Origin of the sequence: Phocaeicola sp. RTP21198st1_B8_RTP21198_201120, assembly GCF_040929485.1 — a bacterium.
In the GTDB taxonomy this organism is placed as follows: Bacteria; Bacteroidota; Bacteroidia; order Bacteroidales; family Bacteroidaceae; genus Phocaeicola; species Phocaeicola dorei.
In genome coordinates, this window is the sequence record NZ_JBCOCI010000043.1 from 25109 (window position 1) to 39872 (window position 14764).

11 protein-coding genes and 1 tRNA gene are annotated in these 14764 nt (G+C 42.0%); 9 read left to right on the top strand and 3 right to left on the bottom strand.

The genetic code is table 11. The annotated features are described in order from the left end of the window. Positions 1-81: 81 nt before the first annotated feature. On the bottom strand, positions 82-459 hold the full coding sequence (locus AB5935_RS15115; RefSeq protein WP_007844912.1) for a DUF3127 domain-containing protein: 378 nt from the start codon (positions 457-459) through the stop codon (positions 82-84). Positions 460-612: 153 nt separating this feature from the next. On the opposite strand from AB5935_RS15115, the gene dnaN reads away from it, so the two are divergent. The 6 genes from dnaN (at position 613) to AB5935_RS15145 (ending at position 8117) form a co-directional block, all read left to right on the top strand. Then, a complete protein-coding gene (gene dnaN / locus AB5935_RS15120; protein ID WP_007843965.1) occupies positions 613-1737 on the top strand; it encodes a DNA polymerase III subunit beta in 1125 nt (374 codons plus the stop codon). A 51-nt stretch (positions 1738-1788) separates the two neighbouring features. Next, on the top strand, positions 1789-2565 hold the full coding sequence (locus AB5935_RS15125) for a 3'-5' exonuclease (RefSeq protein ID WP_005843449.1): 777 nt from the start codon (positions 1789-1791) through the stop codon (positions 2563-2565). Beyond that, a complete protein-coding gene (coaBC, locus tag AB5935_RS15130; protein ID WP_007838405.1) occupies positions 2562-3758 on the top strand; it encodes a bifunctional phosphopantothenoylcysteine decarboxylase/phosphopantothenate--cysteine ligase CoaBC in 1197 nt (398 codons plus the stop codon). Before AB5935_RS15125 ends, coaBC begins: the two co-directional genes overlap by 4 nt. Positions 3759-3862: 104 nt before the next feature. After that, entirely contained in the window at positions 3863-5524 is a 1662-nt protein-coding gene (gene recN / locus AB5935_RS15135; protein WP_007838403.1) for a DNA repair protein RecN, read from the top strand. 87 nt (positions 5525-5611) lie between these two features. Beyond that, positions 5612-6379, top strand: coding sequence for a 23S rRNA (guanosine(2251)-2'-O)-methyltransferase RlmB (rlmB, locus tag AB5935_RS15140; protein ID WP_007838402.1), 768 nt, complete (start codon positions 5612-5614; stop codon positions 6377-6379). A gap of 37 nt (positions 6380-6416) precedes the next feature. Further along, positions 6417-8117, top strand: a complete 1701-nt coding sequence (locus tag AB5935_RS15145; RefSeq protein ID WP_007838400.1) for a serine protease — start codon at positions 6417-6419, stop codon at positions 8115-8117. 138 nt (positions 8118-8255) lie between these two features. On the opposite strand, the gene tilS is transcribed toward AB5935_RS15145, so the two are convergent. Then, positions 8256-9560: a tRNA lysidine(34) synthetase TilS gene (tilS, locus tag AB5935_RS15150; RefSeq protein WP_007838398.1), complete on the bottom strand. Its 1305-nt coding sequence runs from the start codon at positions 9558-9560 to the stop codon at positions 8256-8258. Positions 9561-9680: 120 nt separating this feature from the next. Between tilS and feoB the strand changes: the two genes are divergently transcribed. Both feoB and AB5935_RS15160 read left to right on the top strand, forming a co-directional pair. Then, positions 9681-12149: a ferrous iron transport protein B gene (feoB, locus tag AB5935_RS15155; RefSeq protein ID WP_007838395.1), complete on the top strand. Its 2469-nt coding sequence runs from the start codon at positions 9681-9683 to the stop codon at positions 12147-12149. 311 nt (positions 12150-12460) lie between these two features. Then, positions 12461-12532: transfer RNA gene (locus AB5935_RS15160), tRNA-Cys, on the top strand. 181 nt (positions 12533-12713) lie between these two features. Here the strand turns inward: AB5935_RS15160 and pdxH are convergent. Then, complete coding sequence (gene pdxH, locus AB5935_RS15165; protein WP_032933918.1) at positions 12714-13358, bottom strand: pyridoxamine 5'-phosphate oxidase; 645 nt, start codon at positions 13356-13358, stop codon at positions 12714-12716. Between the two features lie 461 nt (positions 13359-13819). Here pdxH and AB5935_RS15170 point away from each other — a divergent pair. After that, positions 13820-14764: glycosyltransferase (locus tag AB5935_RS15170; RefSeq protein WP_368327471.1), on the top strand; the 945-nt coding region annotated here is incomplete at its 3' end.

Below are 14764 nucleotides of genomic sequence, written 5' to 3' on the forward strand. Positions count from 1 at the left end.
ACAGACTATATAAAATAAGCCGGCAAAATCCTTTTCACGGATCCTGCCGGCTTATTTATGTTTATGGGAATCCTCTATCCCCTAGAAAGGCAAATCATCCTTCTCGTCTGTCGCGGCAAAATCTACCGGTGCAGCGGGAGCAGCATTCATGGGAGGAAACGGAGCATCCAGCGCAACAGGTCCCTGGGCACCCACACGCTCTACTTTCCACGCACGGATACTGTTGAACCAACGCCCATTCCACTCGCGGGCATCCACATCAAAAAACACATTCAATTCTTCACCTGCCTGAATATTAAATTGCGCTATCTTATCTGCTCCAAATACGTCAAAACACATTTTTTTAGGATATTGATCATGCGTTTCAATTACGTATTCTTGTACTTTCCATTCATTTCCTGTCTTTGAAACTCCTCCTCTCGGTTCGAGGACTGCTATTACTTTTCCTGCTAATTCCATATTACGTTATTTAAATTCGCCACGAAAGTACACTTTTCCTTGCGAGTAAACTAATTTTTTCGCCATTTTTTGCGCTTGAACCATAATCTTTTCGTAACTTTGGCAGTTAAATGAATGTAGAGATATAGAATATAAATATAATAATATAAAACTATGAAGTTCATCGTTTCAAGTACTGGATTATTCAGTCATTTACAAGCTATTAGCCGAGTTATCAACTCTAAAAATTCGTTACCTATTCTTGATTGTTTTTTGATGGAACTAACTGACGGAACGCTGTCTCTCACTGCTTCTGACAGCGAAACGACCCTGTCCACTTCACTGGAAGTAAATGAAAGTGACGGTGACGGACGCTTTGCCGTTTCTTCAAAAACCATACTCGAAGCCCTGAAAGAAATACCCGAACAACCACTTACTTTCCTGGTAAATACTGAAAACCTGGAAATCACCGTACAATATCAGAATGGTAAATACAGCCTGATGGGACAAAATGCCGACGAATATCCACAAGCTCCCGCATTAGGCGCAAATGCGGTACACGTAACGATGGGCGCTCCGGTGATGCTGGCTGGTATCAACCGTTCTTTATTCGCTACTGCCGATGATGAGTTACGTCCGGTAATGAATGGTATTTATTTTGATATCACTACCGAAGACATCACTTTCGTAGCCTCAGACGGGCACAAATTAGTACGCAATAAAACATTTGTGGCACATGGCGATGAAAAAGCCGCTTTCATTCTGCCCAAGAAGCCGGCAACCCTGTTGAAGAACCTGTTACCGAAAGAACAAGGAGATGTGCAAATTGATTTTGACGACCGTAACGCTACGTTTACATTAGAAAACTACAGTATGATATGCCGTCTTATCGAAGGACGCTATCCAAACTATAACTCAGTAATTCCGCAGGATAATCCTCACAAGGCCACCATTGACCGCATGACGCTGATCAGTGCGCTCCGCCGTGTATCTGTATTCTCATCGCAAGCAAGCAGTTTGATAAAACTCCGCCTCAGTGAAAATCAGATCCAGATCTCCGCACAAGACATTGATTTCTCCACCTCAGCAGAAGAAACACTGACTTGCCAATATACAGGAAGTCCCATGAGCATCGGCTTTAAATCAACATTCCTGATTGATATTTTAAACAATATCTCAGCACAGGAAATACTTTTCGAACTGGCTGATCCTTCACGTGCGGGCGTTATTGTCCCTGTAGAGCAGGAAGAGAACGAAGACCTGCTGATGCTGCTGATGCCTATGATGCTGAACGACTAAAAACGACACGCCACCATGTGGTGGAAAAACAATATATAATACAAGCTGAAAATGAAATTGAACTTGAAGAATCCTATTGTTTTTTTCGATTTGGAAACAACGGGAACAAATATAAACACAGACAGAATAGTGGAAATATGCTATCTGAAGGTGTATCCAAACGGCAACGAAGAAACGAAGACCATGCGTATCAATCCGGAAATGCACATTCCCGAACAATCCTCTGCTATCCACGGTATTTATGACGCAGATGTGGCAGACTGCCCTACCTTCAAGGAAGTGGCAAAAGAGATAGCCCGGGACATTGAGGGATGTGACCTGGCCGGTTTCAATTCCAATCGTTTCGACATTCCGGTTTTGGCTGAGGAGTTCCTGCGCGCAGGAGTAGACATTGACATGATGAAACGAAAATTCATTGACGTGCAGGTAATTTATCACAAACTGGAACAGCGTACCCTGTCTGCCGCCTATAAATTCTATTGCGGCAAGAATCTGGAAGATGCCCATACAGCCGAAGCCGACACACGCGCCACATACGAAGTACTGAAATCCCAATTGGACCGCTATCCGGAAGAACTGCAAAATGATATGGCATTTCTAGCCGAATACTCAAGTTTCAACAAGAATGTAGATTTCGCCGGACGCATTGTTTATGATGACAAAGGCGTGGAAGTATTTAATTTTGGGAAATACAAAGGAATGTCTGTCAGCGAAGTGTTACAAAAAGATCCGGGCTACTACAGCTGGATACTGAACGGTGATTTTACGCTGAACACGAAAAACGTACTGACAAAAATCAGACTACGTGAATCGGGAATGATGAAATGAGTATGAAAGGAAAAAAAATCGTACTAGGTATAACCGGAAGTATAGCCGCCTATAAAGCGGCTATACTCATTCGCGGACTTATTAAGAAGGGAGCGGAAGTACAAGTTGTGATTACCCCCGCAGGCAAAGAATTCATCACACCTATCACTTTATCTGCATTAACAAGTAAACCTGTTATCAGCGAGTTTTTTGCTCAACGTGACGGAACATGGAACAGTCACGTTGATTTGGGACTATGGGCGGATGCCATGATTATCGCTCCGGCTACCGCATCCACTATTGGTAAAATGGCCAACGGAATAGCGGACAATATGCTGATCACGACTTATCTGTCAATGAAAGCTCCCGTATTCGTAGCTCCGGCAATGGATCTGGATATGTTCGCACACCCTTCCACCCGGAAGAATCTGGACACGCTCCGTTCTTACGGAAATCACATTATAGAACCGGCAGAAGGGGAGCTAGCAAGCCATCTGGTAGGAAAAGGCAGAATGGAAGAACCGGAAAAAATAGTGGAAATACTGGAAGCTTTCTTTGCCAAACAACAAGACATGGCCGGAAAGAAAGTAGTCATTACCGCCGGTCCAACTTACGAAAAAATAGATCCGGTACGCTTTATCGGCAATTATTCTTCAGGAAAAATGGGATTCGCACTTGCCGAAGAATGCGCTTCACGTGGAGCGGAAGTATCACTAATCAGCGGACCGGTAACGATTCAGGCCCATCACCCTAACATCCGCCGCATAGATGTGGAAAGTGCTGGAGAAATGTACGAAGCCGCCATCCGCGAGTTTCCTACAGCTTCGGCTGGCATCCTGTGTGCGGCAGTGGCCGACTTTACCCCGGAAACCGTATCCGGTCATAAAATCAAAAGAGAGAAAGATAATCTAATACTGCAACTGAAACCCACACAAGACATTGCCGCCGCACTGGGAAGCCAGAAAAAGGACGGACAAATATTAGTGGGATTTGCTTTGGAAACAAATGATGAAACAAAAAATGCACAAGGAAAACTGGAACGTAAGAACCTTGATTTCATTGTACTGAACTCATTGAACGACCAAGGAGCAGGGTTTCGTTGTGATACCAACAAAATAACGATTATAGACCGTCAAGGAGTAACTCCTTATCCGCTGAAAAGCAAACAGGAAGTAGCAAGAGATATTATTGACAGACTGGTAAATAATAAATAATTTCTTAATTTGCCACGTTGTCAATGTGCTAATTACCATGCGGAATACAGCGCAACAAATTAGCAAATTGACAAACCAGCAAATTATTAAAAAGGAGCAAGAATATGCTGCAATCTATCTATATACAAAATTATGCATTGATTGATACATTGGATATCAGTTTCACCCCCGGTTTCTCTGTCATCACCGGAGAGACCGGCGCCGGTAAATCGATTATTCTAGGCGCTATCGGCTTGTTACTGGGACAGCGGGCCGATATCAAAGCTATCAAGAAAGGCGCCAATAAATGTATTGTAGAAGCACGTTTCAACATCTCCGCCTATCAGATGGAGCCTTTCTTTACCCAAAGAGATTTGGAATATGATCCGAATGAATGTATTATCCGCCGCGAGTTATATGCATCGGGCAAAAGCCGCGCATTCATAAACGACACGCCGGCCTCATTGGCGCAGATGAAGGAACTGGGCGAGAAACTGATAGATGTACATAGCCAGCATCAAAACCTGTTGCTCAACAGTGAGGGATTCCAATTGAATGTATTGGATATCCTGGCACAAAATGACAACGAACTTTCAGCATACAAAAATATTTATACCGAGTACAAGAACGTATGCAAACAGCTGGCCGATTTCATAACACAAGCCGAGCAAAGCCGGAAGGATGAAGATTACATCCGGTTCCAACTGGAACAGCTGGATGATGCAAACCTTCAGGAAGGAGAACAAACCGAACTGGAACAGGAAGCCGAAACTTTGAGTCATGCCGAAGAAATAAAAGCGGGCTTGTACAAAGTGGACCAAATAATGTCTTCGGAAGATGCCAGCCTGTTGTCCGCTACCAAAGAATGTATGCAAACCCTGCATAACATAGCGAGAGTGTACACACGTGCCCAGGAATGGATAGGGCGTTTAGACAGTTGTTACATAGAGCTGAAAGATCTGTCGCATGAAATAGCAGGCGCACAGGAGGAAGTGGAGTTCAACCCCACCCGTCTGGATTATGTAAATGAACGCCTGAACTTAATCTACTCTCTGCAACAGAAACATCACGTACAAACAATAGAGGAATTGATAGCTGTGCAAACCGACTACCATGAGAAGCTGAACGCCATCACTTCTTTTGACGACCGTATAGCAGAACTTACCGCCCAAAAAGAAACGCTATATGACAAAGTGATAAAGCAAGCCGCTGTGCTGACAAAGCTCCGTTCCCAATCGGGTAAGAACATTGAGAAACAGATGCAAAGCCTGCTGGTTCCTCTCGGTATGCCCAATGTGCGCTTTGTGGTGGAACTGAATCCGCGCAAGGAACCGGACAGTAAAGGGATGGACAGTGTGACATTCCTGTTTTCGGCCAACAAGAATGGAACATTACAAAATGTAGCTTCCGTAGCATCGGGCGGTGAGATTGCCCGTGTCATGCTTTCGCTGAAAGCCATGATAGCCGGAGCTGTGAAACTGCCTACTATCATCTTTGATGAAATAGACACTGGAGTTTCCGGTTCCATCGCCGAGAAAATGGCACTCATCATGCAGGAAATGGGAAAACAAAACCGTCAGGTCATCAGTATCACCCATCTGCCCCAAATTGCAGCACGCGGCATCACTCATTATAAAGTATATAAGGAAGATACGGAAACAGGCACCAACAGCTACATCCGCCGCTTGACTGATGAAGAAAGAGTAAAAGAAATAGCCAATATGCTAAGTGGAGCTACCTTGACAGAGGCAGCCCTGAACAATGCAAAGGCGCTGATAAGTGGCTAGTGCCAAGTGATTTATGGACTGTCATATTGCAGACATTAATCACTTACCACTAACCACCTGTCACTAACCATTAACCACTAATTAGACATGTTAGAAAAGAATGAAATGATTTTCGGTGTACGCGCTGTTATTGAAGCCATACAAGCCGGAAGAGAGATAGATAAAGTATTGGTGAAGAAAGATATACAGAGCGAACTGTCCAAAGAACTGTTTGCCTGTTTGAAAAATACCCTCATCCCTGTTCAGCGTGTACCCGTGGAGCGTATTAACCGTATCACCCGGAAAAACCATCAGGGAGTTGTAGCATTCATCTCCTCTGTCACCTACCAGAAAACAGAAAATCTGGTACCTTTCTTGTTTGAAGAAGGAAAAACACCCTTATTCGTCATGCTGGATGGAATTACCGATGTACGTAACTTCGGAGCCATTGCCCGTACCTGCGAATGTGCCGGTGCAGATGCCATTATTATTCCCTCGAAAAACAGTGTCAGTGTCAATGCTGACGCAATGAAAACATCCGCAGGAGCTCTGCACACTCTTCCCGTATGTCGCGAACAAAGTTTGACTAATACCATCAAGTATCTGAAAGACTGCGGATTCAAGATTGTAGCAGCTACGGAAAAAGGGGATTATGATTACACCAAAGCAAACTATAAAGACCCTGTATGTATCATTATGGGAGCCGAGGACACAGGTGTTCCCTACGAGCACCTTTCTCTGTGCGATGAATGGATCAAAATACCGTTAATGGGTAAAATAGAATCACTGAACGTATCGGTTGCCGCAGGTATTCTGATTTATGAAGCTGTAAAACAACGCGGCTTCACAGAAGACAAGACGGCATCCGCTTTATAAAATACCGTATCATCGTTAACAAACAATTAACTATATCATGAAGAAAGTACTTTTGATATTGGCATGCGGCATAGCTACCCAGCTAAGCTATGCACAAGCAACCCCAAAGTGGGCCGACAAAGCTAAAAAAGCCGTTTTTTCCATCGTTACATACGATAAAGATAACAAAATCAAGAATACAGGAAATGGATTCTATATCAATGAAAATGGAACGGCATTATCTGATTACACCCTGTTTGAAGGAGCCGAACGCGCAGTAATCATTAACGCGGACAGTAAAGAATTACCTGTATTGCGTATCTTGGGAGCCAACTCCATGTATGACATCGTAAAATTTAATACTGAAGCCGATAAAAAGACCATAGCATTAAAATCGGCATCACAGCCGGCATCAGTAGGTGAAACAGTCTATCTGCTGCCCTACTCGACTCAAAAAGCGGCAACCTGCCAGACAGGGACCGTCACCAAAGTAGACACCATTGGCGACAAGGCATATTATTATACACTGGCAATGACAACCAACGAAAAAACCGTAAGTTGCCCTATTATGAATGCCAATGGAGAAGTATTAGGTTTAATCCAAAAAAACGCATCGGATGAGGCCAAGGAAAGTTATGCCATCGGAGCTACATACGGTGCCTCACTGAGCATTACCGCCCTTTCTTTGAACGACATGTCACTGAATAAAATCGGCATCAAAAAAGGACTGCCCGAAACAGAAGACCAAGCACTGGTGTACCTGTTCATGGCATCTTCACAACAAAATCAGAACGAATATATCACCACATTAAACGATTTTCTGGAACAATATCCCAACAGCGCAGACGGATATATACGCCGTGCCACTACTTATATGGGATTTAGTGATGATGAACACAACGCTTTGGCAGATGCTGACCTGAAGAAAGCACTGGAAGTGACTACCAACAAGAGTGAGACGCAATATAATATCGCTAAATTAATTTATTCGTACATCATCTCTTTAGGTGACAAGAAACCATACGGTGACTGGAGTTACGACAAAGCTCTCTCCATCATTCATGATGCCATGCAAGCCGACAACCAACCCATTTACACACAATTGGAGGGAGATATTCTGTTTGCTATGAAGAAATATCCTGAGGCATACGCCGCTTATGAGAAAGTGAACCAGTCTTCCATAGCCTCTGCCGCTACATTTTACTCGGCAGCCAAAACCAAACAACTGATTGAAGGAACAGATATGAACGAGGTTATTGCCTTGATGGATAGTGCTGTGGCACGTTTTACCAAGCCTTATACATCGGAAGCTGCTCCTTATTTCTATGAACGGGCAGAAATAAAAGCCCAGACAGGTAAATACCGTGAAGCGGTAATAGATTATGATACTTTTTATGATGCTATCGGTGGACGGGTTACAGCCGCTTTTTATCTGCAACGCGAACAGGCGGAAATACAATGTAAGATGTATCAGCAAGCTATCAATGACATTAATAAAGCAGTAGAAATGACTCCTGAGGATGTAGCCATGTGGGTGGAAAAAGGTTCGGTGCATCTACGTGTAGGGCAACATAACGAAGCAATAGAAGCATTGGAAAAGGCTATCTCTTTAGACCCGAAAGCCGCAGCCGCATACCGCATGCTGGGATACTGCCAGATACAATTAAAGAAAAACAAAGAAGCCTGTGCAAACTTTGCCAAAGCAAAAGAACTGGGCGATGAAGTGGTAGACGGACTGATACAGAAGTATTGCAAATAATACCGGAAAGCTCCATCCAAAATCCGCGAATCTTGCTACGTGATTTCTGAAATCTTGTTGCATGATTCGCGGATTTTTGCTACAAGATTTCAGGGAGCATTCCCTGCCATTCATGAAAAAGCAGGAAAGGAAAAAATTCTACTTATCCCACAACTGCTGTATAATCAGTACCCGTTTCGTATCTTCCGTCACCCGGAAACGGTCATCGCTACGCTCTCCTACCAGCCATACAATCTGGCCTGCAGAGCAAACCACATATTGATTTTCTTTCTGGAAAAGAGAAAACTTACGATCTGTCAGATAATCGCTGATCTTCTTTTTCCCTTTCATTCCGAAAGGAACAAATTTATCCCCCTGCCGCCATTTACGCACCGTGAGAGGTAGCACCACCTTGTCTGCATCCAAACAGGCCGTATCCTTATTCTTAGGGATGACAAAGTCTGGCATTATTTCCTGCGTTTCCATTGCAAGCCGGAACGGGGGCACATTTTCCTCCACTTCCTCATCCGCCAGCTTCCTCCTGCGAATAATCAACTCCGTCCTGTCGCGCAGTACCTCCCATCCGGCAGAAACAAACCTTTTTCCCGACTGGGCAGACAAACTGCGGAATACATCTCCTGCCTGGACAGAATTGAAACCTAACGGATGAAGAATCTCAAACAGCAAAGCCGCCGGAGCACTCTCTTCCATCAAACGAGAAATAAGAATATGACCGGACTTTTCCATCACCCTTTCTTTTCCCGCCTCTATCTCCTTATTATATATAAGAGAAACATCAGTCAGACGCCTTGATGTTTCAGCTATACTTTCACTGACAGAAGGATTCAGCTCACGCAACATCGGAAGAATATTCAGACGGATTTTATTACGCATATATTCATCTTGCAAATTGGTACTGTCTGTAACATAACCTTGACGCAAACAACGCAAATAATCCAAAATATCCTGACGGCTCACCTCCAACAAAGGCCGTACAATGCAGCCGTTATGCGGACTAATACCTTTCAAGCCATTGATTCCCGCGCCACGTATCAAATTCAATAAAAAAGTTTCCACACTATCGTCCCGGTGATGGGCTACGGCAATAACAGCCCCCCCCCTCTCCTTACGCAGTTGTTCGAACCAATCATAGCGCATTTCGCGAGCCGCCATCTCAATAGAAACATGATGCCTCGAAGCATAAGTGACCGTATCAAAATGAGTAACATGCAAAGCCACTCCTAATCCTTTACACAACTCATTGACAAACCTTTCATCTCTATCGGATTCCTCACCACGAAGGTGAAAATTACAATGGGCAGCCTCACAATGATACCCTAAAACAAGCAAGACACGCAACAAAGCTACCGAATCTGCCCCGCCACTCAATGCCACTAACACCTTATCATGCAAGGTGAAAAGTTGTTTCTCCTCTATATACTTCTGAATATTCCAATGAAACATGGCACAAAGATAAGAGTTCTGCAAGACAAAAACAAAGTGCCCGTTCTTTATTTAAAAACAATCTAAATAATTTGCATACTTCTAAGTAATAACTTATCTTTGCAAAAAATTTAAAACAAAATGCGTTTATCCGAATTAAGAACAGGAGAAAAAGGCGTAATAGTCAAGGTTTTAGGCCACGGTGGTTTCCGCAAGCGAATCGTTGAAATGGGTTTTATTAAAGGAAAAACCGTAGAGGTAATCTTGAACGCCCCTTTGAAAGACCCTATAAAATACAGACTACTAGGTTACGAGATCTCCCTCCGAAGACAAGAGGCAGATATGATTGAGGTGGTAAGCGAGCAGGAAGCACGCACGATGCAAAACCCTTACCATGGTTCCATAACAGAAGATGTACCCGTGCCCGAATCAGAACTGGTGGCACTGGCAAAAGGCAAACGCCGTACAATCAATGTAGCCTTAGTAGGTAATCCCAATTGTGGAAAGACTTCGCTATTCAATATTGCATCCGGCGCCCACGAACATGTAGGAAACTACAGTGGTGTGACAGTAGATGCCAAGGAAGGTTTTTTCGACTTCCAAGGTTATCATTTCCGTATTGTAGATTTACCCGGAACCTATTCTCTTTCAGCCTATACTCCGGAAGAACTTTATGTACGCAAACATATCATTGAAGAAACTCCGGATGTAATTATCAATGTGGTAGACTCTTCTAACTTGGAACGTAATTTCTATCTTACCACCCAATTGATTGATATGAATGTGCGTATGGTTATCGCCTTGAATATGTACGATGAGCTGGAAGCCAGCGGAAATAAATTGGATTATACCCAATTAAGCCAGCTGATCGGGGTGCCTATGGTACCTACTGTCTGCCGACGGGGAGAAGGTGTAGACAAACTGTTCCATGTTATCATCGGTATTTACGAAGGAGGAGATTTCCTGTCACAAAAGGGCGAAATACGTTCTGAAATTCTGGAAGACCTGAGAGACTGGCACAAAACCTACGTACCCGACCACGAATTCGGAAGCCACAAAGAAGAGGAAGATGCCCGCCCACGCGGATATATGCGTCATATTCATATTAACCACGGTCCTGAACTGGAACGCAGTATCGAAGAAGTCAAGAAAGCAATCAGTCAAAACGAAGACATACGCCATAAATATTCCACCCGCTTCCTATCCATCAAATTACTGGAAAACGATAGGGAAATAGAAAATTTCATCTCTACACTGCCTAATGGCAAAGAAATCATAGCGATACGCAACAAGGAAACATTACGTATCCGTAAAGTGATGAACGAAGACAGCGAGCAAGCTATTACGGATGCTAAATATGGTTTTATCACCGGAGCTTTGAAAGAAACATTCACCGACAATCATTTGGAAAAAGAACAAACGACCCGCGTGATAGACAGTATTGTGACACATCGCATTTGGGGATATCCTATTTTTTTCCTGTTTCTTTATATCATGTTTGAGGGAACCTTTGTTTTGGGTGACTATCCTATGCAAGGTATTGAATGGCTAGTAGACCAATTAGGCAACCTGATACGAAACAATATGGCTGAAGGTCCTTTGAAAGACTTACTGATAGATGGTATTATCGGTGGAGTGGGCGGTGTTATCGTTTTCCTGCCGAATATCCTCATATTATACTTTTTTATTTCTATATTGGAAGATTCGGGGTATATGGCACGCGCCGCATTTATCATGGATAAAATAATGCACCGGATGGGACTGCATGGCAAGTCCTTTATCCCACTGATTATGGGATTCGGTTGTAATGTACCTGCCATAATGGCAACACGTACTATAGAAGATCGAAAGTCCAGACTAATCACCATGTTGGTGAATCCTTTAATGTCCTGTAGTGCGCGTCTTCCCATATATTTAGTTATGATAGGTGCTTTTTTCCCTAACTGCGCCAGCTTTATGTTACTTTGTATCTATACAGCAGGTATTTTATTAGCAGTAATAATGGCCCGTATTTTCAGTAAATTTCTAGTGAAAGGAGAAGATTCTCCATTTGTGATGGAACTCCCCCCCTATCGTATGCCTACTTCTAAAAGTATCATGCGTCATACATGGGAAAAAGGAGCACAATATCTGAAAAAGATGGGAGGCATTATCATGATTGCCTCAATTATTATTTGGTTTCTAGGGTATTATCCACGGCATGATACTCATGAAAGCGTAGCCGAACAACAAGAAAATTCATATATCGGACAAATAGGCAAAGCAATAGAGCCTGTTATCAAACCGCTAGGATTTGACTGGAAGTTAGGAATCGGACTTATTTCAGGTGTAGGCGCTAAAGAATTGGTAGTAAGTACACTAGGAGTATTATACACAAATGAAGGAGATGTGGAAAATGTGAATCTTTCTGACCGTATTCCCATTACTCCACTGGTTGCATTAGCTTACATGTTGTTTGTATTGATCTACTTCCCCTGTATTGCCACTTTCGCAGCAATCAAGCAAGAATCCGGCAGTTGGAAATGGGCCATATTCGCAGCAGGATACACCACTGGATTGGCTTGGCTTGTTGCATTTACCGTATTCCAAATAGGAAGTATTATCATTTAATAAACCTAAACCTAAAATTATTTGTTTATCAAGCATGGAATTACAACAAATTATAGTTATTGCAATCGTATGCCTCTGTACAATATGGATAAGTATACGTATCTTTCAGTATTTCAAGCGCATAAAGAACAATAGCAATCCGTGTGAATGCTGTAATTCTGATTGCGCCATGAAGTCTATGCACAACAAGCCAAAGTGCGGTTGCGAAAAAAATGCAGAAAAGTGAGAAAAAAATAGCAAAATATTTGCAGATTAAAAAAAATGTCGTACCTTTGCAACCGCAATCGAGAAACAAAGATTGATAACAATAAGGTTCCTTGGATGAGTGGCTTAGTCAGCGGTCTGCAAAACCGTGTACGGCGGTTCGAATCCGCCAGGAACCTCCTCATCACTTCAAAAATAAATATGCAAAAGGGAATAATCCATAGATTATTCCCTTTTGCATATAATATATAAAAAGCAACGCCTTCAATTACTCAAAAGTATTCCTATTTACACCTACATTCAAAAGGTTTCTCGGCTCAGTTTGAAAAAGAACCTGGAATTATTTCTCTATTCCGAAGATTAAGGAGCGAGTCTTTCTATTTTCCAAACACCATCAGATTGAAGCATATAGAGAAAACGATCATGCAAACGATTTACCCTACCCTGCCAGAATTCAACACGAACAGGCATAACAGCAAAGCCTCCCCAGTATTCAGGGCGATCTATCTCTTTCCCTATCCAGCGCGTGGTTTCTTTCACAAAATCACGAATAAGTTGTATCCTGCTTTCTATCGGTTCGCTTTGAGGAGAAATACGGGCGCCAATACGACTCTTGTAAGGCCTTTTTCTAAAATATTCATCTGATTCCTGTGGAGATACTTTAGCCGCAATACCTTCTATATGAATTTGCCTTTCCAGTTCATGCCATACAAACGATATAGAGATAGATGGGTTATGAGCCAGATGTTTACCCTTGCGACTTCCATAGTTAGTATAAAAAATAAATTTGCCATCATGCAAATCTTTCAACAACACAGTCCGTATTGCCGGTTTCCCTTCCGGAGAAACAGTACCTACCAACATAGCCGTAGGCTCATTTACCTCCGCATCTATCGCTTCTTGCAGCCACTTTGTAAAAAGGACAAGTGGATTATCAGGAAGATCACTCCTTTTGAGACCACCCTTTGTATATTCCCTCCTAATTGTCGCCAAATCAGCCTTCATTATTTTTTCTTTAACTCTTAACCTATATTCTTTCATTAACACTTAAATATTCTTTACTCAATAAATTCCCCAAAAGACCATATCAAAATGGACACCATACCTCACATAAGTATGAAAACAATCTTCTAAAAGAAAAGGTTTAGCAATTTCTCACCGCTATGCATAATTGAAGAAGGACTTATTTTCATTTTTTTGAAATACAAAATCTTTTTGCAAACCATACATTTTCAATCATTCCACTACACACATTTTTCTGTAATACAAGAAGATATATTTTTGATAGATTTAATTTTCATAGACAATACTAGCTACAACAGAAGACAAATTATCCTTTTTTATTGCAAAATCACCCTACAATAAGAACTAAAGCCTACACTTGTTTGTTAAATAGAAAAATAAGAATAGCAAAACGACTTGCTACCAATGCACAAACTATTTAATTAAATAATGATTGACTGTTTATGAAAATCTTATTAATAGGAGAGTATAGCAATATACATTGGACTTTAGCAAAAGCCTTAAGAAATATGGGACATAGAGTCGATGTATTATCCCACAGCAATTTATGGCTAAACAACTCTGACTATCTCTATCCCAACCGGTCATCAATCCGTTGGGGAGTCCTTAAAAACACGTTCAATTTACTGAAAACCCTTCCCCAACTCAGAGGATATGATGTGGTACAACTTGTCAACCCTTACTTTTTAGAATTAAAACCCGAACTGCTTCAGTACGTATTCCAATATCTTAAAAAGAACAACAAGAAGATATTTTTAGGAGGGTTTGAATATGATTTTTACTGGATTTACATGTGCTTAAATAAAAACGCTCTCCGATATAATGATTTTTATGCCAATGGCACTTTTCGTGACACCATTGACAACAAAATGGCAATTATAAATTGGATGCATGGATTCAGAGGAAAATTAAACCGTATCATCGCGAACAATTGTAATGGAATCATCACCAGTCTTTACGAATCCTATTTAGCCTACCAACCCTATTTCTCTGGAAAAACCAAATACATTCCTTTCCCGATAGAATCATTGCCTCACCCACAAATCCCTTTTAAAAAAATAGAAAAAGTAAAATTCTATATCAGTCTAAAACATCATCGTGAAGAATGGAAGGGAAAAGACGAACTTTATAGCGCCCTCTATAAATTATATTACAGACATCCATCTGCATGCGAAATCAAACAAACCGTTTTCACTCCGTATGATGAATGTGAACATTTTATGGACGGGTGCGATGTAATGTTAGATCAGCTTTATTCTTATTCTCCGGGATTAAATGCATTATACGCCATGAGCAAAGGAATTGTAGTGGTGGGAGGTGCAGAAGAGGAACATTACAACTTATTAGGCGAAGACAGACTTCGCCCTATCATCAACGTACGCCCCGAA